15 protein-coding genes are annotated in these 18,114 nt (G+C 71.0%); 2 read left to right on the forward strand and 13 right to left on the reverse strand.

Annotated features, from left to right (window positions below):
* Window positions 1-2: 2 nt before the first annotated feature.
* The 10 genes from ACIBJH_RS12865 to ACIBJH_RS12910 form a co-directional block, all read right to left on the reverse strand.
* Window positions 3-683, reverse strand: coding sequence for an NAD(P)/FAD-dependent oxidoreductase (locus tag ACIBJH_RS12865; RefSeq protein ID WP_399116939.1), 681 nt, complete (start codon window positions 681-683; stop codon window positions 3-5).
* 16 nt (window positions 684-699) lie between these two features.
* Complete coding sequence (locus ACIBJH_RS12870) at window positions 700-1,272, reverse strand: LodA/GoxA family CTQ-dependent oxidase (RefSeq protein ID WP_399116864.1); 573 nt, start codon at window positions 1,270-1,272, stop codon at window positions 700-702.
* Between the two features lie 81 nt (window positions 1,273-1,353).
* Window positions 1,354-1,890, reverse strand: coding sequence for a carboxymuconolactone decarboxylase family protein (locus tag ACIBJH_RS12875; RefSeq protein WP_399116865.1), 537 nt, complete (start codon window positions 1,888-1,890; stop codon window positions 1,354-1,356).
* Between the two features lie 67 nt (window positions 1,891-1,957).
* On the reverse strand, window positions 1,958-2,479 hold the full coding sequence (locus tag ACIBJH_RS12880) for a DUF4240 domain-containing protein (protein WP_200687563.1): 522 nt from the start codon (window positions 2,477-2,479) through the stop codon (window positions 1,958-1,960).
* 122 nt (window positions 2,480-2,601) lie between these two features.
* On the reverse strand, window positions 2,602-3,588 hold the full coding sequence (locus tag ACIBJH_RS12885) for a helix-turn-helix transcriptional regulator (RefSeq protein WP_399116866.1): 987 nt from the start codon (window positions 3,586-3,588) through the stop codon (window positions 2,602-2,604).
* Between the two features lie 206 nt (window positions 3,589-3,794).
* Window positions 3,795-6,497 carry a pyruvate dehydrogenase (acetyl-transferring), homodimeric type gene (aceE, locus tag ACIBJH_RS12890; RefSeq protein ID WP_399116867.1) on the reverse strand — a complete coding sequence of 901 codons (2,703 nt, stop codon included), beginning with the start codon at window positions 6,495-6,497 and terminating at the stop codon, window positions 3,795-3,797.
* A gap of 310 nt (window positions 6,498-6,807) precedes the next feature.
* On the reverse strand, window positions 6,808-7,431 hold the full coding sequence (locus ACIBJH_RS12895; protein ID WP_019075869.1) for a GntR family transcriptional regulator: 624 nt from the start codon (window positions 7,429-7,431) through the stop codon (window positions 6,808-6,810).
* A gap of 384 nt (window positions 7,432-7,815) precedes the next feature.
* Complete coding sequence (gene sucB / locus ACIBJH_RS12900; RefSeq protein WP_399116868.1) at window positions 7,816-9,624, reverse strand: 2-oxoglutarate dehydrogenase, E2 component, dihydrolipoamide succinyltransferase; 1,809 nt, start codon at window positions 9,622-9,624, stop codon at window positions 7,816-7,818.
* Between the two features lie 56 nt (window positions 9,625-9,680).
* Entirely contained in the window at window positions 9,681-11,069 is a 1,389-nt protein-coding gene (gene lpdA, locus ACIBJH_RS12905) for a dihydrolipoyl dehydrogenase (protein WP_399116869.1), read from the reverse strand.
* A 305-nt stretch (window positions 11,070-11,374) separates the two neighbouring features.
* Window positions 11,375-12,892 (reverse strand): leucyl aminopeptidase, encoded by a 1,518-nt coding sequence (locus ACIBJH_RS12910; RefSeq protein ID WP_399116870.1) that lies wholly within the window; start codon window positions 12,890-12,892, stop codon window positions 11,375-11,377.
* Between the two features lie 246 nt (window positions 12,893-13,138).
* Between ACIBJH_RS12910 and ACIBJH_RS12915 the strand changes: the two genes are divergently transcribed.
* Window positions 13,139-13,930 (forward strand): endo alpha-1,4 polygalactosaminidase, encoded by a 792-nt coding sequence (locus ACIBJH_RS12915; protein ID WP_399116871.1) that lies wholly within the window; start codon window positions 13,139-13,141, stop codon window positions 13,928-13,930.
* Between the two features lie 110 nt (window positions 13,931-14,040).
* Here ACIBJH_RS12915 and ACIBJH_RS12920 read toward each other — a convergent pair whose 3' ends face one another.
* Complete coding sequence (locus ACIBJH_RS12920; protein WP_399116872.1) at window positions 14,041-14,817, reverse strand: adenosylcobinamide-GDP ribazoletransferase; 777 nt, start codon at window positions 14,815-14,817, stop codon at window positions 14,041-14,043.
* Window positions 14,818-14,877: 60 nt separating this feature from the next.
* On the opposite strand from ACIBJH_RS12920, the gene ACIBJH_RS12925 reads away from it, so the two are divergent.
* On the forward strand, window positions 14,878-15,645 hold the full coding sequence (locus ACIBJH_RS12925; RefSeq protein WP_399116873.1) for a hypothetical protein: 768 nt from the start codon (window positions 14,878-14,880) through the stop codon (window positions 15,643-15,645).
* Here ACIBJH_RS12925 and ACIBJH_RS12930 read toward each other — a convergent pair.
* Both ACIBJH_RS12930 and ACIBJH_RS12935 read right to left on the reverse strand, forming a co-directional pair.
* On the reverse strand, window positions 15,543-16,325 hold the full coding sequence (locus ACIBJH_RS12930) for a hypothetical protein (protein ID WP_399116874.1): 783 nt from the start codon (window positions 16,323-16,325) through the stop codon (window positions 15,543-15,545). The two genes, ACIBJH_RS12925 and ACIBJH_RS12930, sit on opposite strands and share 103 nt — an antisense overlap.
* Window positions 16,322-18,088 carry a phosphatidylglycerol lysyltransferase domain-containing protein gene (locus ACIBJH_RS12935; RefSeq protein WP_399116875.1) on the reverse strand — a complete coding sequence of 589 codons (1,767 nt, stop codon included), beginning with the start codon at window positions 18,086-18,088 and terminating at the stop codon, window positions 16,322-16,324. The genes ACIBJH_RS12930 and ACIBJH_RS12935 overlap by 4 nt, the downstream gene beginning before the upstream one ends.
* Window positions 18,089-18,114: the final 26 nt, after the last annotated feature.

The following is an 18,114-nucleotide window of genomic DNA, read 5'->3' on the forward strand; positions in this document are numbered from 1 at the left end:
TGTCACCGGTCGCGCGAACGGCTGCGGCGACGGGACCAGAAGCGAGTGTCCCAGCGGTCCTCGGCCCGGTAGCACAGCATGCGTGCGCGGAGGTATTCGGTGTGGATCGCCCGCACCCGTTCCGCGTACCGGCCGAGCGCTCCCCGGTCTCCGGCGGCATCCGCTGCGACGGCCTCCGCCGCGGTGACACCGGTGGCGAGCGCCGTGAGGATGCCCCGGCCCGCGATCGGGTCCGCCGCGGTGGCGGCGTCGCCGACCGCCGCCCAACCGGGCCCGGCCGAGGGGTGGACGCGGGAGGTGACGGCGCTCGCGACCCGGAGTCGGACCGTGGCCGGGCCGCCGTCGTGGGTCACGCGGGTGCGGGCGTGGGTGGTCGCCATGAGCCCGTCCCACCAGTTCTCCGGACGCCGCAGGGCGTGTTCGGCGACGAGATCGGCGTCGGTCATCAGCATGACGACCGATGTTCCGTCCGGCAGCGGTGCCGTGTACCACCAGCCGAGCGCGGCGGACTCGACGAGCGACGTCCGTGACGAGCGCCGTGGTGAGTCTCCCGGCGGCAGCCGTGCGGCGAGCGCGATCCGACGGTCGTCGCGGCTGCCGGCCGCGCCCAGGCGGCGGGCGACAGCCGCTCCGGACCCTGTGGCGTCGATGAGGTAGCGCGCGCGAACCGCCTCGCCGCCCAGCGTGAGCCGCCAGTGGTCACGGACGCGGCGCGGTGCCCCGACCCTGTGGGCACGCCGAGTGTCCGAAGCCGCCCAGCACGAGCAGGCGTCCCGCCTCGTCCGTGCGGAGTTCGCCGAGCGGGACGGGGGTGCCCAGGAACGTACCGGTGTCGAACCTCGCGTCGCCGCCCTCGGCGTTCGTGCCCTCCACACTGCGCGGGCCGGGGCTGATCACCAGCGCCGCCCGCTGCCGCGGATCGGCTGCTCCGATCGTGGGGTTGCGCCGGTTCTCGGGTGCCTCCGACTGATGGAAGCGGCCGTGGAACTTGAACCTGGCCGCTTTTCCGTTGGCGAGTTCGACCGTCCACCGCACGGTCGCCTCGTGCGCGGTCACCTCGCCCAGCAGGGTGTGGTCCTTGTCGTATCCGAATAATCGGAAGCGCGCGGCCTGTCGTTTGACCCGCCTGTCGGCATCCTTGAAGCCGCCCTCCGGACGCACCGGAACTCCGGGTGCCTCAGGCCCTACGAAGAAGTCGTCGGGCGCGTTCCCGAGGCGCGCGACTCCGACTGTCGGGTGGATCGCGCAGTACGTCAGGTCGTCGGGGTTCACATCAGGAGCGACTACCCTTCCCCGCCCTTGATCCCACTCGGCCGCCGGCTCCTGTCCGCTCGGAGGTGCGCGGGTCCGGACTCAGTCTTCCGGGTGCCTGCCCAGCCCCACGTACTGTTCGCCCACCGGATCGATGTCCACGCCAAGGCCGTTCAGGAGACCGGCCAGCATCGTGTAGTAACCGACCGTCGTGATCAGTTCGACCACCTGACGGTCGGTCAGATGCTCCCGCAGGGTGCCCAACGTGGCGTCCGTGAGGGTGTGTTGGGTCAGGAGTTCCTCCGTCGCCGTCAGCAGTGTCGACTCGACCGCGTCGAACTCGCCGTCCTCGGGCCGGAGTTCGACGACCGCCGCCAACTGGTCGACCGTGAGCCCCGCGTGCTCCGCGATCGGGCGGTGCTGGACGATCCCGTAGGCGCAGTCCGTGCGTGCCGCCACCGCCATCACCACCAGCTCACGCAGCCGCACCGGCAACGACGAACCCAGCACGCCCAGTCCCAACTCGATGGCGGGGCCCGTCAGTTCGGGCGCGTGGGAGAACATGCGGAACGCGTTCAGCGGAGTGGGGAGCTTGTCGAGGGCTTCGGCGGAACGCTCCGGGTACGGTATTCGAGCCACGATGACCTCACTGGGATCCGGTCGGACGGCGGACGGGGCACCATCGCCGTACCCCGTCCACTCGTGCTCACTCCTGCCGGAACCTCTCCCGCAGCTTCGGGAACCGTTCCGCCAGCACCGCGTCGTTCTCCAGGTCGAGCGGCGCCCCGAGCGGCTCCGCAGGCGCCGGCGGGATCCCCAGGTCGGGGGCGACGGTACCGGTGAGCTGCTCGTACGCCTCGTCGGCCGCGTACCCCAGCTCCTCCCCGTCCCCGTCGATCTCGTCGTCGAAGTCGTCGATGAGGTCGGCCAGCGAGTCGGCGTCGTGCACGGCACCCTCGTACACCTCACGGCCCTGGCCGATCAGCCAGCACCGGAAGAAGTCGAACGCGTCGTCGCTCGCCCCGTCCAGCAGCACCCACGCGGCACCCCACAGGTCCCAGGTGTAGGCGCGGTTGTAACGGGCCTCGAAATGACGGGCGAAGTCCAGCACCAGCTCCGGGTCCAGCAGCAGCAGCCGGTCCACCAGCAGGTCGGCCTGCTCCTCGGGGTCGCCCTCGGCGGCCTCGCGGGTGGCGTCCACCAGCTCCCAGAACTCCGTCTCGTCCATCACGGGTCAAGCATCGGTCCTGGACGGGTGGTGCGCACGTGGAGTACGGCGGATTGTCACCTGGAGAGGGGCAGATCGTTATGGGCGGTACGGCGGCGTCGGCAGGGCCGCGTCCCGCGTGGTCATGTCCCGTACAGCGCACCCAGCCGCCCCGCGTCGCTCACGAACCGCGCCCGCAGGCTCGCCGGAGCCAGCACCTCCACCTCAGGACCCAGCCCCGCGAGCTGACCGTGGGCCACCTCCTCGGACTCCACCGGGAGGGTCACCGTCACCCACCGGTCCCCGCCGTCGTCCGGTACGCCCGCGAGCTCCAGCGCCTCCCTCGCGGCGGAGGGATCGACGGCGTACGGCAGTCTTCGCGCGCCGTCGGGGGAGACCCGCACCACCACCTCCGCCCGCAGGATCGACCGCGCGAACTGCTCCGCCCGGTCCTCCCAGAACGCCGGGAGGTCGAAGTCCTCCCGCCGTGCGAAGCGTTCGTCGGACGGTGCCGGGTCGACCGCCGTGAAACGGTCGATCCGGTACACCCGGAAGGAATCGTGGTCCGCCACCCGGGCGCACAGGTACCAGACGCCCGCCTTGAGCACGAGCCCGTACGGCTCCAGCTCCCGCTCGACGTCGGAGTCGCCGCGCCGATACCGCGCCACCACCCGCCGGTCGTCCCACACCGCGTCCGCCACGGCGGGCAGCAGTTCGGGGGTCTTCGGGTCCGTGAACCAGCTCGGCGCGTCCAGATGGAACCGTTGGGCCGCCGCCCGGGAGGCGTCCGACAGGGACGGGAGCAGGGCCGCGGACACCTTCAGCCGGGCGGCCGACGCGGCGTCCTCCAGCCCCATCTCGCGCAACGCGCCGGGCACACCGCTCAGGAAGAGCGCCTCGGCCTCGCCCCGGGCCAGCCCGGTGAGCCGCGTCCGGTACCCGCCGATCAGCCGGTACCCACCGGCCCGCCCCCGCTCCGCGTACACCGGCACACCCGCCTCGGACAGCGCCTGCGCGTCGCGCGTCACCGTCCGCTCGGACACCTCCAGCTCCCGGGCCAGCTCGGCGGCGGTCATGGAGGGGCGGGACTGGAGCAGCAGCACCATTTTGATGAGGCGGGCAGCGCGCATGGGTTCATGATGAGGGATATCGCCCCCGCGCCCCTACCCGTCCCGTCCCTGGGGGCTGCGCCCCCAGACCCCCGCTTCGGCCTGAACGGCCTCGTCCTCAAACGCCGGACGGGCTGAAAGTCAGCCCCTCCGGCGTTTGAGGAGCGGGGTCTGGGGCGGAGCCCCAGAAGGATGGGACGGGTAGGGGCGGCGGGGGCGAAAAACTCCTACAGCCCGTACCGCTCCCGCGCTTCCTTCACCGCCGTCGCCTTCACTTCCCCGCGCCGCGCCAACTGCGCCAGCGCCGCCACGACGATCGACTCCGCGTCGACGCCGAAGTACCGGCGAGCCGCGTCCCGCGTGTCCGACAGACCGAATCCGTCCGCGCCCAGCGAGGAGTAGTCCTGCTCGACCCACTGCGCGATCTGGTCGGGAACCTGCCGCATGTAGTCGGAGACCGCGAGCACCGGCCCCTCCGCACCGTGCAGCGCCTGCCGCACATACGGCACCCGCTCCTCGCCCCGCAGCAGCGCCGCGTCCGCCTCCAGCGCGTCCCGCCGCAGCTCGGTCCAGGAGGTCGCCGACCAGACGTCGGCCGCGACACCCCAGTCCTCGGCGAGCAGCTGCTGCGCCTTCAGCGCCCAGTGGATCGCCGTACCGGAACCGAGAAGCTGGATCCGCGCCGCGTTGGCAGCGGGCGAAAGTCCCGCGGACTCGGCCGTGTTGAAGCGGTACAGCCCCTTGACGATGCCCTCGTCGATGCCCAGCCCGGAGGGCTTCGCGGGCTGCGGGATCGGCTCGTTGTAGACGGTGAGGTAGTAGAAGACGTTCGGGTCCTCACCCTGGGCCGTCTCGCCGTACATCCGGCGGATGCCGTCCTTCACGATCGCCGCGACCTCGTACGCGAACGCCGGGTCGTACGACAGCGCCGCCGGGTTCGTCGCCGCGATCACCGGCGAGTGGCCGTCCGCGTGCTGCAGACCCTCGCCCGTCAGCGTCGTACGGCCCGCCGTCGCACCGACCAGGAAGCCGCGGCCGAGCTGGTCGCCGAGCTGCCACATCTGGTCGGCCGTGCGCTGCCAGCCGAACATCGAGTAGAAGATGTAGAAGGGGATCATCGCTTCGCCGTGCGTCGCGTACGACGTCGACGCGGCGATGAAGTCCGCCATCGAACCGGCCTCGGTGATCCCCTCGTTGAGGATCTGGCCGTTCTTGGCTTCCTTGTAGTACATGAGCTGGTCGCGGTCGACGGGCTCGTACGTCTGGCCCTTCGGGGAGTAGATCCCCAGCGAGGGGAACAGGCTCTCCATGCCGAACGTGCGCGCCTCGTCGGGGACGATCGGCACCCAGCGCTTGCCCGTCTCCTTGTCGCGGACCAGGTCCTTGACGAGACGTACGAAGGCCATCGTCGTCGCCACGTTCTGCGTGCCCGAGCCCTTGTCGAAGGACGCGAACGCCTTCTCCGAAGCGGAGGGCAGCGGAGCGATCGCGTGCGTACGGCGGGCCGGGGCCGGACCGCCGAGGGCCGCGCGGCGCTCCTGGAGGTAGCGGACCTCGGGGGAGTCGGCGCCGGGGTGGCCGTAGGGGACGACACCGTCGATGAACTGGGCGTCGGAGATGGGGAGTTCGAGCAGGTCACGCATCTGCTTGAACTCGTCCGTCGACAGCTTCTTCATCTGGTGGTTGGCGTTCTTCGACGCGAAGCCCTCGCCGAGCGTGTGGCCCTTGACGGTCTGGGCCAGGATGACGGTCGGGCCGCCCTTGTGGTCCAGGGCCGCCTTGTAGGCCGCGTACACCTTGCGCGACTCGTGACCACCGCGCGAGAGGTGGAAACACTCCAGGATCTTGTCGTCGCTGAGCAGCTTCGCCAGCTCGACGAGCGCCGGGTCCTTGCCGAAGAAGTCCTCGCGGATGTAGGCCGCGTCGCGGGTCTGGTACGTCTGCACCTGGGCGTCGGGTACCTCGCGCAGCCGGCGTACGAGCGCGCCCGTGGTGTCGAGCCGGAACAGCTCGTCCCAGGCGTTGCCCCACAGGGACTTGACGACGTTCCAGCCGGCGCCCCGGAACTGGGCCTCCAGCTCCTGCACGATCTTGAAGTTCGCGCGGACCGGGCCGTCGAGGCGCTGGAGGTTGCAGTTGATGACGAAGGTCAGGTTGTCGAGACCCTCGCGGCTCGCCAGTGCGAGGGCCGCCGTCGACTCGGGCTCGTCCATCTCGCCGTCGCCGAGGAACGCCCACACGTGGGACTGGGAGACGTCCTTGATGCCGCGCGCGGTGAGGTAGCGGTTGAAGCGCGCCTGGTAGATCGCGGAAAGCGGGCCGAGGCCCATCGACACCGTCGGGAACTCCCAGAGCCAGGGCAGCCGACGCGGGTGCGGGTACGACGGGAGGCCGTTGCCGCCCGCCTCCTGGCGGAAGTTGTCGAGGTGCGCCTCGGTGAGGCGGCCGTCGAGGAAGGCGCGGGCGTAGATGCCGGGGGAGGCGTGGCCCTGGATGTAGAGCTGGTCGCCGGAGCCGTCCGCCTCCTTGCCCTTGAAGAAGTGGTTGAAGCCGGTCTCGTACAGCCAGGCCGCCGAGGCGAAGGTGGCGATGTGGCCGCCGACGCCGTGTTTCGCGCCCCGGGTCACCATGGCCGCCGCGTTCCAGCGGTTCCACGCGGTGATCCGGCGCTCCAGCGCCTCGTCGCCGGGCGCGGCCGGTTCGGCGGCGGTCGGGATGGTGTTGACGTAGTCCGTCTCAAGCAGCTTGGGCAGCGCGATGCCGTTGCCCTCCGCGCGCTCCAGCGTGCGGCGCATCAGATACGCGGCACGGTGCGGGCCGGCAGCCTTCGCGACGGCGTCCAGGGAGGCCTGCCATTCGGCGGTCTCCTCGGGGTCGCGGTCCGGGAGCTGGTCGAGCTCGCTCGGCTGGATGGCGTAGGGGTCGGTCATGACGCCGCCTTCCTCAGTCGAAGGGGGGTTCCCTCGTCGGCAAGGGTTTTTCGGGGGTGCCCTTGGTCTTTGGCAGGACAGGGCGGCGGGCCCTTGTGCTGTGACACTTTGCGGCTTCCGCCGCGGGCCCGTCGGTGACTGTAACTCCCTGATCGATGATCGATCAAAGGTTCCCGGGCAAAATATCTTGATTACGAGAAAGTAGGCACGGCGTGCCTTTTGCGGGGGCACGCGGTGCCGTGTTTTCCGCCGTTTTTCGGGGAGTTTCCGCAGGTGAGCATGGCTGCGCTCGGCTGCGAACCTCTTCGCTTCAAGGGCGCGGGGCGCAGCCCAGAACGTGTGCCTTCACCAGCTCCGCGATCCGCGGATCCCGGCGCCGGAACGCGGCCACCAACTCCTCGTGCTCCTCCGCGTACGACTGCTGCACCGTCCCCAGCCAACGGATCGACAGCGCCGTGAACACCTCGATGCCGAGGCCCTCCCAGGTGTGCAGCAGCACCGAGTTGCCGGCCGCCCGCACCAGCTCCCGGTGGAAACCGACCGTGTGCCGCACCTGGCCCGTCCCGTCCGCCGCGCGGTCCGCCTCGTACAGCGCGGCGACATGCGGTTCGAGCGCCGAGCAGTCCTCGGCCAGCTTCTCGGCCGCCAGCTCCGCCGCGATCGCCTCAAGGCCGGCCCGCACCGGGTAGCTCTCCTCCAGGTCGGCCGCCGTCAGATTCCGGACCCGTACGCCCTTGTTCGGCGCCGACTCGATCAGCCGCAGCGACTCCAGCTCGCGCAACGCCTCCCGCACCGGCGTCTGGCTGACCTCCAGCTCGGTCGCGATCCGACGCTCCACGATCCGCTCGCCCGGCTTCCAGCGCCCGCTGACGATCCCCTCCACGATGTGCTCGCGGATCTGTTCGCGCAGCGAGTGGACGACGGGCGCGGTCATGAGAGCTCCTTAAGGGCGTTTGACGTTTAGACAATAAGGCCGCACGCCCGCTCGGGAGGGGCGCACGGGGGCGCTTTCATGCAGGTGAGACGAGACTTACACGCCGCCCCGGGCGGTGTCCCGCGCAAAGACTCGTACGGGGCCGGCGCGGACCGCGGGTGCTCGCGCGGGTGGGCTCGGAGGCACTGACCACGGGGTGACCGGGTGTCGGCGGGCGCGTTCGCACGCGGCGGGGGTGTGGCGGCGTCGTCGGCGCCCGGCACCCGACGGGATCGTACGCCCGGACGCGGGGCGGAGTGCCGAGACCGCGTGGGGGAAACGCACGGTGCCCCCGCCCGGAGAGTTCCGGACGGGGGCACGGTACAAACAGGCCAGGTGGCCGGGCTACAGGCCGAGCTCGACCTCGAACTCGCCCGCTTCCAGGATCGCCTTGACGGCCGTCAGGTAACGGGCCGCGTCGGCGCCGTCCACCAGACGGTGGTCGTAGGAGAGGGTCAGGTACGTCATGTCGCGGACGCCGATGACCGTGCCCTCCTCCGTCTCGATGACGGCGGGGCGCTTGACCGTGGCGCCGATGCCGAGGATCGCGACCTGGTTCGGGGGCACGATGATCGTGTCGAAGAGCGCGCCGCGCGAACCGGTGTTGGAGATGGTGAAGGTCGCGCCGGACAGCTCGTCCGGGGTGATCTTGTTCGCCCGGACCTTGCCCGCCAGCTCGGCGGTGGCCTTGGCGATACCGGCGATGTTCAGGTCGCCCGCGTGCTTGATGACCGGGGTCATCAGGCCCTTCTCGGAGTCCACCGCGATACCGACGCTCTCGGTGTCGAAGTAGGTGATCGTGCCCTCTTCGACGTTGATCCGGGCGTTGATGGCCGGGTGGGCCTTCAGCGCCTGGGCCGCCGCCTTCACGAAGAACGGCATCGGGGAGAGCTTGACGCCCTCACGGGCCGCGAAGGAGTCCTTCGCCTGGCCGCGCAGGCGCATCAGGCGCGTGACGTCGACCTCGACGACCGAGGACAGCTGCGCCTGCTCGTGCAGCGCCTTGACCATGTTGTCGCCGATGACCTTGCGGATGCGGGGCATCTTCACGGTCTGGCCACGGAGAGGTGAGGCCTCCAGGGTCGGCGTCTTCTTCGCGGCGACGGCGGCCGGGGCGGCCGCGGCCGCGACGGGAGCCGGAGCCGCAGCCGCCGCCTTCGCGGCCTCGGCGGCGGCGAGGACGTCCTGCTTGCGGATACGGCCGCCGACGCCGGTGCCCTTGACGGTGGACAGGTCGACGCCGTTCTCGGCGGCGAGCTTGCGCACCAGCGGGGTGACGTAGGCGCCGTCGTCCGTGGCCTGCGCGGCGGCGGGCGCCGGAGCGGCCGGGGCCGGAGCGGCGACCGGCGCGGGGGCCGGGGCGGCGGGGGCGACCGGAGCCGGTGCGGCGACCGGAGCGGCGGCGACCGGGGCGGGCGCCGGAGCCGGGGTCGGGACCGGGGGCGCGACGGGGGCGGGCGCCGGAGCGGCAGCCACCGGAGCCGGGGCCGGAGCGGCCGGAGCCGGGGCAGCCGCCGGAGCGGCACCCGCGGCGCCGACGACGGCGAGCTTGGCGCCGACCTCGGCGGTCTCGTCCTCGCCGACCAGGATCTCCAGCAGCACGCCGGCGACCGGCGAGGGGATCTCGGTGTCGACCTTGTCGGTGGAGACCTCAAGGAGGGGCTCGTCCTCCGCGACCTCCTCGCCGACCTGCTTCAGCCAGCGGGTGACGGTGCCCTCGGTGACCGACTCGCCCAGTGCGGGCAGCACGACGTCGGTACCGGAGGCGCCGGCCGCCGGAGCGGCGGCAGCGGGGGCGGGCGCGGCCGGGGCGGGCGCCGGAGCCGCGGGGGCCTCGGCGACCGGAGCCGGAGCGGCGGGGGCCGGAGCCGCCACGGGCTCGGCGGCCGGGGCCGGGGCAGCGGCGGGCGCGCCGGTGCCGTCGTCGATCACGGCCAGCTCGGCGCCGACCTCGACGGTCTCGTCCTCGGCCACCTTGATGGAGGCCAGGACACCGGCGACGGGCGAGGGGATCTCGGTGTCGACCTTGTCGGTCGACACCTCCAGCAGCGGCTCGTCGGCCTCGACGCGCTCGCCCTCGGCCTTCAGCCAGCGGGTGACAGTGCCCTCGGTGACGCTTTCACCGAGCGCCGGAAGGGTTACGGAAACCGCCATGGTTTCGGTTGCTCCTTACGAATTGCGGAAGTCTGTGTCGTCGTCCGACCGAGGGGTCAGTCGTGGGAGTGGAGAGGCTTGCCGGCCAGCGCCAGGTGGGCCTCGCCGAGCGCCTCGTTCTGCGTCGGGTGGGCGTGGATGAGCTGCGCGACCTCGGCGGGCAGCGCCTCCCAGTTGTAGATCAGCTGGGCTTCACCGACCTGCTCGCCCATGCGGTCGCCGACCATGTGGACGCCGACCACGGCACCGTCCTTCACCTGGACGAGCTTGATCTCGCCCGAGGTGTTGAGGATCTTGCTCTTGCCGTTGCCCGCGAGGTTGTACTTCAGAGCGACGACCTTGTCCGCGCCGTAGATCTCCTTGGCCTTGGCCTCGGTGATGCCCACGGAGGCGACCTCGGGGTGGCAGTAGGTCACCCGGGGGACACCGTCGTAGTCGATCGGGACGGCCTTCAGACCGGCGAGACGCTCCGCCACCAGGATGCCCTCGGCGAAGCCGACGTGCGCGAGCTGGAGGGTGGGGACCAGGTCGCCGACGGCGGAGATGGTCGGCACGTTCGTCCGCATGTATTCGTCGACCAGGACGTAGCCGCGGTCCATCGCGACGCCCTGCTCCTCGTAGCCGAGACCGGCGGAGACGGGCCCGCGGCCGACGGCGACGAGCAGCAGCTCGGCCTCGAACTCCTTGCCGTCGGCGAGGGTGACCTTGACACCGCTCTCGGTGTACTCGGCCTTCGAGAAGAAGGTGCCCAGGTTGAACTTGATGCCGCGCTTGCGGAACGCGCGCTCAAGAAGCTTGGAGGAGTTCTCGTCCTCAAGGGGGGCGAGGTGCTTGAGGCCCTCGATGATCGTCACGTCGGCGCCGAAGGACTTCCACGCGGAGGCGAACTCCACGCCGATGACACCGCCGCCCAGGATGATCGCGGACTGCGGCACGCGGTCCAGGACGAGGGCGTGGTCCGAGGAGATGATCCGGTTGCCGTCGATCTCCAGGCCCGGCAGCGACTTCGGCACGGAGCCGGTCGCCAGCAGGACGTGGCGGCCCTGGATGCGCTGGCCGTTCACATCGACGGAGGTGGGGGAGGAGAGCCTGCCCTCACCCTCGATGTAGTGCACCTTGCGGGACGCGATCAGACCCTGCAGACCCTTGTACAGGCCGGAGACGACGCCGTCCTTGTACTTGTGGACGGCCGGTACGTCGATGCCCTCGAAGGTGGCCTTGACGCCGAACTGCTCGCTCTCGCGGGCCTGGTCGGCGATCTCGCCCGCGTGGAGCAGAGCCTTGGTGGGGATGCATCCCCGGTGCAGGCAGGTGCCGCCGACCTTGTCCTTCTCGATCAGGGCGACGTCCAGTCCCAGCTGGGCCCCGCGCAGCGCCGCGGCGTAACCGCCACTGCCACCGCCGAGGATCACTAGGTCGAAAACGGTGCTGGCGTCGTTCGCCACGTCACGTCCTCCATGCATGTGCGCCGTACGCCGGTCGTCAGTGACCGGGCGGCGGCTGGTGTCCGGCCGCTCTTTCTTCGGCCCTGTGGTGGGGGCCCTGTCCTGCCGAGCCCCATCTTCGCACTTGTCGAGGCCCAACGAGACGCCGGGCCTGGGTGTGAGACGCCACACGCTCACATGAGAGACGTTGAATTGGTGAGACACCTGGGTGCGACTCCCTAGGGGCGCGGGGAACTGCGCGACCGGCCACAGCCGGCCCGCAGCCGCCCACGCACCCGAGGCGTCGAGCTACTGGGCGAGAAACGTCAGCCCAGATCCCCCGCAGCGGTCAGCTCCGCAAGCCGCACCAACGTCCGCACAGCGGACCCCGTCCCACCCTTGGGCGTATAACCGAACGGCCCGCCCTCGTTGAACGCCGGCCCCGCGATGTCGAGATGCGCCCAGGCGATCCCCTCACCCACGAACTCCCGCAGGAACAGCCCCGCGACCAGCCCGCCACCCATCCGCTCACCCATGTTCGCGATGTCGGCGGTGGGGGAGTCCATCCCCTTGCGCAGGTGCTCCGGCAGCGGCATCGGCCACGACGGCTCGCCGACCTCCTCCGCCGCGTCGACGATCGCCGCACGGAAGGCATCGTCGTTCGCCATGACCCCGAAGGTCCGGCTCCCGAGAGCCAGCACCATCGCCCCGGTCAGCGTCGCCACGTCCACGATCGCGTCCGGCTTCTCCGCCGACGCCGCCCACAGCGCGTCCGCGAGGACCAGCCGGCCCTCCGCGTCCGTGTTGAGGACCTCGACGGTCTTGCCGCTGTACATGCGCAGCACGTCACCGGGACGGGTCGCGGAACCGGACGGCATGTTCTCGGCGAGCGCCAGCCAGCCGGTGACATTGACCTCAAGTCCCAGCCGCGCGGCGGCGACCACGGCGGCGAAGACCGCCGCCGCACCGCTCATGTCGCACTTCATCGTCTCGTTGTGCCCGGCCGGCTTGAGCGAGATGCCGCCCGAGTCGTAGGTGATGCCCTTGCCGACGAACGCGAGGTGCTTGCTCGCCCCGGCGTGCGTGTACGACAGCTTCACCAGCCGCGGACCGGCCGCGGAACCGGCGCCGACGCCGAGGATGCCGCCGTAGCCGCCCTCTTCGAGGGCCTTCTCGTCGAGCACCTCGACCTTGATGCCGTGCTCCTTGGCCGCGGTCTGCGCGACGGCGGCGAAGGCCTCGGGGTCGAGGTCGTTCGGCGGGGTGTTGATCAGGTCGCGGGCGCGGTTCAGCTCCTCGGTGACCGCCAGAGCACGCTCTACGGCCGCCTTGTACTCCTTGTCGCGCGGCTTGCCGCCGAGCAGGGCGACCTCGCCGAGCGGGCCCTTGCCCTTCGCGTCCTTGCCGTTGTCCTTGTACGCGTCGAAGGAGTACGCGCCGAGCAGCGCGCCCTCGGCGATCGCGCCGGCGTCGGCCGCGTCGGTGAGGGGCAGCGCGAAGGCGGCCTTCTTGGCACCGGTCAGGGCACGGGCCGCGACACCGGCGGCCCGGCGCAGCGCCTCGGCGTCGTACGCGTCGCCGTCCTTGGGCTCGGCGCCGAGGCCCACCGCGAGCACGAGCGGCGCCTTGAAGCCGGCCGGGGCGGGCAGCTTCGTGATCTCGCCTTCGGCACCGGAGGCGCCCAGGGTCTCCAGGACGCCGGCGAGTTTGCCGTCGTACGCCTTGTCCACGGCGTCGGCGCCCGGTGCGACGACCGGGCCCTTGCCGCCCTTGCCGACACCGATCACGATCGCGTCGGCCCGCAGGCCGGGCGCCGCGGCGGTGCTGAGAGTGAGAGCAGTCACAGTGGTGAATTCTCGCTTCCGATGTGAAGTTTCCGCGGTCGAACGGGGTGGGTCGACCGGGCCCGGCAACCGACCCTATTTCCGACCTGCGGCGGCGGTGGACACAGGGGGCTGGTGACGGCCCAGAACGGAGCCTACGCGCGTGTGCGCGACGGAGCGTTCGCACGGGGGCCTCGGTGCGCGGCGCGGTACCGGACATGGGAGACCATCCTCGGGGTCCCCGCCCCACACCTTGGAGCCCGCCCCGTGAGACGCCCCACCGCGCTGTTCCCCCTGCTCCTCCCCCTCCTGCTCCTCGCGGGCTGCGCCGCCACCCCCGACGACAAGCCGGAGGCGGGGAAACGCTGGCAGCCCCGCCCGGGCGTGGCCTGGCAGTGGCAGCTCAGCGGACGCCTGGACACCTCCGTCGACGTCCCGGTCTACGACATCGACGGCTTCGACCGGTCCAGGGCCACGGTGACCGCGCTGCACGACAAGGGCCGCAAGGTCATCTGCTACCTCTCCACCGGCGCCTGGGAGGACTTCCGCCCCGACGCGAAGAAGTTCCCCAAGTCGGTGCTGGGCAAGGGCAACGGCTGGAAGGGCGAACGCTGGCTCGACATCCGCCGCACCGACATCCTCGAACCCCTCATGGCGACCCGCCTCGACATGTGCCGCGAGAAGGGCTTCGACGCGGTGGAACCCGACAACATGGACGGCTACCGCAACGACACCGGCTTCCCCCTGAAGGCGGCCGACCAACTCCGCTACAACCGCCTGATCGCGAAGCTGACCCACGACCGAGGCATGGCGGTCGGCCTCAAGAACGACCTCGACCAAATCCCCGCCCTGGTGGGCGACTTCGACTTCGCGGTCAACGAACAGTGCGCCCAGTACGGCGAATGCGACACCCTGAAGCCCTTCATCAAGGCGAACAAGGCGGTCTTCCACGTCGAGTACGAACTCCCGACGTCCAAGTTCTGCGCGAACTCCCGCCGCCTGAAGCTGAGTTCACTGCAGAAGAAGTACGAACTGGGAGCCTGGCGCAAGGCTTGTTGAGCAACTCCGGTCCTGTCAAACACACCTGAGGGCAGCCCACCAAGGGGTGCGGGGCTGTATCGATTTGCGGCTCCGCCGCGCGGGCGCGCCCAGCCCCCACCCACCCGCACTCACCCACCCACCGAAAGCACCACAAGCGCAGCCGTAGCCGCAGTCTCCGCAAGCCCCCCGAACACGTCCCCGGTAACCCCACCGAACCGCCGCCGACAGTGCCGCAGAAGAACCTCGGCGGCGACCAGCGCCACAACAACCGCGGGCGCGATCCCCTCCGTCCCGAGACCCACCCCGCACGCCCACCCCACGACCACAACCCCCAGCACCAGCCCCAGCGCCCAGCGAACCGGCACCACCCCCGCGACCGCAGCCCCCAGCCCCTCCGGCCGAGCCGCAGGCACCCCCGCACGGGCGGCCCAGGTCAACGCGAGCCGCGAGGCGACCGCGGACACGATCGCCGCAGCCGCCCCCCGCGCCCGAGAGTCGTCGTAGAGCTGCGCCAGCACAGCCACCTGAGCCAGCAGGACGAAGACGAGGCTGAGCACCCCGAACGGCCCGATGTCCGACTGCTTCATGATCCGCAGCGCGTCCTCCGCGGGCTTCCCGCTGCCGAGCCCGTCGGCGGTGTCCGCGAGCCCGTCGAGATGGAGCCCGCGGGTGAGAACGGCGGGTACGGCGACCGTGGCGACAGCCGCAAGCAGCGCGCCCGCGCCGAGGAACAGCAGCAACAGCCCGAGCCCGGCCGCACACCCGCCGACGACCACCCCCACAACCGGCGCCGCCATCATTCCGGCGCGCGCGGCCTCCCGGTCCCAGCGAGTCACCCTGACCGGGAGAACGGTCAGCGTGCCGAACGCGAAGCGGAGGCCGTCGAGGGGCGGGGTCTTGGACACCGGCGCAGGTTACCCGGCGGTCGGGAGGGCGGTCCCGGCGGTCATCGTTAAAGTGCGCATATGGGACATTGGCTGCACCGCAACATCGTCGAGCCGGGCAAACTACCCCTGCTCCTCGCGCTCACCGCCTTCGTCCTGACGTTCGTCATCACCCGTGTCATCACCCGGCTGATCCGCGCGGGCAAGGGCCCCTTCGGCAACATCAAGGCGGGTGACGTGCACATCCACCACGTCGTCCCGGGCGTGGTCCTCTCCGTGCTCGGTGGCTTCGGCGCGGTGGCCAGCACGCGCTACGGCGTCGGATCGGCCCTGTTCGCGATCGTCTTCGGCATCGGTGCGGGCCTGGTCCTGGACGAGTTCGCGCTGATCCTCTACCTCGACGACGTGTACTGGACCGAGGCGGGCCGCAAGAGCGTCGAGGCGGTGGTGCTGACGGCGGCCCTGGTCGGGTTCGTCCTCGCCGGGTTCTCGCCCTTCGGCGTCAACGACCTCACCGCCGCCGAACTCCACGACCGCGCCGGTGTCGTCGTCACCGTCGCGGTGAACTTCCTCTTCTCCCTCATCGCCCTGAGCAAGGGCAAGGCCCGTACGGCGGTCTTCGGCGTCCTGGTCCCGCTGGTCGCCCTAGTCGGCGCGATCCGGCTGGCCCGCCCGGGTTCCCCCTGGGCCAAGCGCTTCTACCGCAAGCGCCGCCATCGGGCCCGGGCCCGTTCGACCCTCCGCGCCTACCACCACGACCGCCGCTGGGCGGGCCCGCGCCGGGCCTTCCAGGACTGGATCGGGGGGAAGCCGGACCCGGTGCCGGCGCGCGTCCCCGGCCGGCAGTGACGGTCTCCCCGCCGCGACTGTCGCACCCGCACCCGCCGGTGCCGTAGCGCCGAAGCCAGGCACAGCAGACCCACCGCGATGATCGCCGCCAGGTGTTCCTTGCCCGCGAGGTTGCCCTTCAGCATGACCTCGATGGCCATCGCGCCGGTCACCGCGAGTGCCGTGGCGTACGCGCCGTAGCGCCACGCGACGAAGACCGCGAGGCCGACCACGGCCGCGGACGGACCGGTGTCCACGACCAGGCGGTCCGAGCCGGGCAGTCCGAACGGGTTGTCGAAGCCGAGCCAGATGCCCAGCCGTGCGTACAGCGTGCCGGCGAGGGTCGCGGCGTAGGCGATGACCAGCGTGCGCCAGCGGCCGATGCACATCTCCGCGATGCCGAAGACGAACAGGATCTGGGCCAGGGCGCCCCACACGGGGAGGTCGAGGGCCGGGACGAAGAGGGAGAGCGGGGTGCGGAGGAGGGCCAGCCACAGCGGGTCCTCGGCCCGGACCGCGCCCGCGTCCTGCACGAACTGGTAGCCCCAGGACTGGTTCTGCACGAACTGCAGTGCCGCCGTCAGCAGTACCGCCCCGATCGTCATCGGGATCGCCCGCCATCGCTGCTTCAGCAGTGGCTCGCGCACGGTGACGTAGAGCAGTCCCCATTCGGCGCGGGCCCAGCGGGCGAGGCGGTTCATCTGTGCGTCTCCAGGTGCTTGCGGTGCAGCCACTTCGGCAGGCCCGGTGCCTCCAGGAACCCTTCCGCGCGCGCCGACGCGAGGCCGATGCGCAGGAGGTCCGCGCTCTTCTCGAAGAGCAGGAACCGGGGTTCCCAGATGGGCCGGTACTTGGCGTTGGCGCGGTACAGCGACTCGATCTGCCACCACCGGGAGAAGAAGCTGAGGAGTGATCTCCACAGCCGCAGCACCGGTCCGGCGCCGATCCGCGCCCCACGTTCAAAGACCGAGCGGAACATGGCGAAGTTGAGCGACACCTGGGTGATTCCGATTTCCTGGGCGCGGCGCAGGAGTTCGATCACCATGAACTCCATGAGTCCGTTGTCGGAGTCCCGGTCCCGGCGCATCAGGTCGAGCGACAGCCCGTGCGGGCCCCACGGCACGAAGGACAGCACCGCTCTCAACTCGCCGTCCCCGTCCGTGCATTCGAGCATCACGCACCGCCCGTCGTCCGGGTCGCCGAGCCGTCCGAGCGCCATGCTGAAGCCGCGCTCGGTGGCCCCGTCCCGCCAGTCGTCGGCCCGCTTCAGCAGGTACGCCATCTCCTCGGCCGGGATGTCCTCGTGGCGGCGGATGCGGACCGTGTACCCGGCGCGCTTCACCCGGTTGTAGGCCTGCCGTACGGTCCGCATGGCGCGGCCCTCAAGGGTGAAGTCGGCTACCTCGACGAGGGCTTCGTCACCGAGTTCGAGGGCGTCGAGCCCGTGCCGCGCGTAGACGGTGCCGGCCTCCTCGCTCGCGCCCATGACGGCCGGAATCCATCCGTGAACGCGGGCTTCCGCGAGCCAGGGCTCGATCGCGCCGGGCCACGCCTCGGGGTCGCCGATCGGGTCGCCGGAGGCCAGCGACACCCCGCCGACGACCCGGTAGGCGACGGCGGCCTTGCCGGTCGGCGACCACACCACGCTCTTCTCCCTGCGCAGCGCGAAGTACCCGAGCGAGTCCCGCTCGCCCTGCCGTTCGAGGAGCGCCCGCAGCTTCTTCTCGTCGTCCTCGGTGAGCGGGTCGACGGCGCGCCGGGAGCGGAACGCGGCGTAGAAGACCGCGAGGACCAGGACGGTGCTGAGCACGTTGATGGCGACATTGACCCAGTTCGGGGTCCAGATGCCCGGGAAGCGGTTCTCCGGGGCGGCGATGGACACGAGCCGGAACGAGCCGTAGTGCCAGCGCTCCAGGAACGTCGAACGGGACGCGTCGTGCGCCTGGTTGGTGACCGTCACCAGCAGCGCGGCCAGCAGCGAGGCGGCCAGGGTGCCGCCGACGGCGACGACGGCGGCGAGCCGGGGGTTGGACCGGTCGCCCTTCGCGTAGAACTCCCGGCGGCCCACCAGCAGTGCGGCGACGAACGCGGCGGTCAGGCCCAGGGAGATCCAGTTCTGCGCGTACTGGCGGATCTCCTGGAACGACATCGCGAACCCGAACAGCACCAGGAACAGCCCGCTGACCACCAGGTTCAGGATCCATGCGGCGCGTTTGCGGCGCCGCATGGTGATGGCGAGGAACGCCGTGAACACCCCGGACGCGAAACCGGCCGTCAGCAGATACGGCGTGAAGAAGTTCTCCTGGTTGTGCCGTCGTACGTCCTGCCCCAGCGAAACCCACGCCGCGCTGAGGAAGTTGATGAACGCGACGGCACGCAGATACCAGACGGCGAAGGCCGCGGCCCGCCGCGAGGCGCCTGTGCTGTGACGTTCCTGAACGGGCCCGACCCGGACATCTCCCATGAAGGAGGATCATATGGGTGTTGTTG

Source organism: Streptomyces sp. NPDC050548 (genome assembly GCF_044457385.1).
Lineage (GTDB): Bacteria > Actinomycetota > Actinomycetes > Streptomycetales > Streptomycetaceae > Streptomyces.

Bases quoted from the DNA above. Each gene is read 5' to 3' on its own strand.
- ACIBJH_RS12885 (WP_399116866.1), bottom strand. From the start codon at position 3,588: ATGCGCGCTGCCCGCCTCATCAAAATGGTGCTGCTGCTCCAGTCCCGC.
- ACIBJH_RS12935 (WP_399116875.1), bottom strand. From the start codon at position 18,088: ATGGGAGATGTCCGGGTCGGGCCCGTTCAGGAACGTCACAGCACAGGC.
- ACIBJH_RS12880 (WP_200687563.1), bottom strand. From the start codon at position 2,479: ATGGACGAGACGGAGTTCTGGGAGCTGGTGGACGCCACCCGCGAGGCC.
- ACIBJH_RS12930 (WP_399116874.1), bottom strand. From the start codon at position 16,325: ATGAACCGCCTCGCCCGCTGGGCCCGCGCCGAATGGGGACTGCTCTAC.
- sucB (WP_399116868.1), bottom strand. From the start codon at position 9,624: ATGGCGGTTTCCGTAACCCTTCCGGCGCTCGGTGAAAGCGTCACCGAG.
- aceE (WP_399116867.1), bottom strand. From the start codon at position 6,497: ATGACCGACCCCTACGCCATCCAGCCGAGCGAGCTCGACCAGCTCCCG.
- ACIBJH_RS12925 (WP_399116873.1), top strand. From the start codon at position 14,878: ATGGGACATTGGCTGCACCGCAACATCGTCGAGCCGGGCAAACTACCC.
- ACIBJH_RS12895 (WP_019075869.1), bottom strand. From the start codon at position 7,431: ATGACCGCGCCCGTCGTCCACTCGCTGCGCGAACAGATCCGCGAGCAC.